This window comes from Thermus sp. FJN-A (assembly GCF_054655095.1).
In genome coordinates, this window is sequence record NZ_BAAHSC010000141.1 from 1 (window position 1) to 470 (window position 470).

At 77.7% G+C, this 470-nt stretch carries 1 protein-coding gene; it reads right to left on the reverse strand.

Annotation, left to right across the window (positions count from 1 at the left end; all coding sequences use genetic code 11):
* Nucleotides 1–470, reverse strand: a 470-nt coding sequence (locus ACYQ0J_RS00725) for an HlyD family secretion protein (RefSeq protein ID WP_460170287.1), incomplete at both ends; no start/stop codon positions are given.

Consider the following 470-nt stretch of genomic DNA (forward strand, 5'->3'; position numbering starts at 1 on the left):
GAGCTGGGCCTCGGCGGCGCGCTCCTTGCGCCGGAGGAGGCGGGCTTGGGCGAGGCGGGCCTCCCGGATAGACTCCTCCAGGCGGGCCTTCTCCCCGGCGCAGTCCAGGGCCAGGCGGGTCAGGCGGGCCTCGGCCTCCTCAAGCCGGGCCTCCCCCTCGGCGAGGCGGAGGGGGGCCTCGGCCCCCTGGGCCACCAGGTAGCGCAGGCGGCCCACCTCGTCCCTCAGGCGGGACAGCTCCCCCCGGAGGGCCTCCCGCTCCGCCCGGCACCGCTCTTCCGCCCGGGAAAGCTCGGCCTCGAGGCGGGCCGCCTCCTCCGCCTTGGCCTGGGCCTGGTCCTCGAGGTCCCGCAGGGGCCCCTCGTCCACCCGCCGGGCGATGGGCTCCCCCTCCTCCACCCGGTCCCCCGGCTTCACCAGAAGCCCCGAGAGGGAGGGGAGGGAGAAGACCAGGGGGTGGAGGGTGGGCA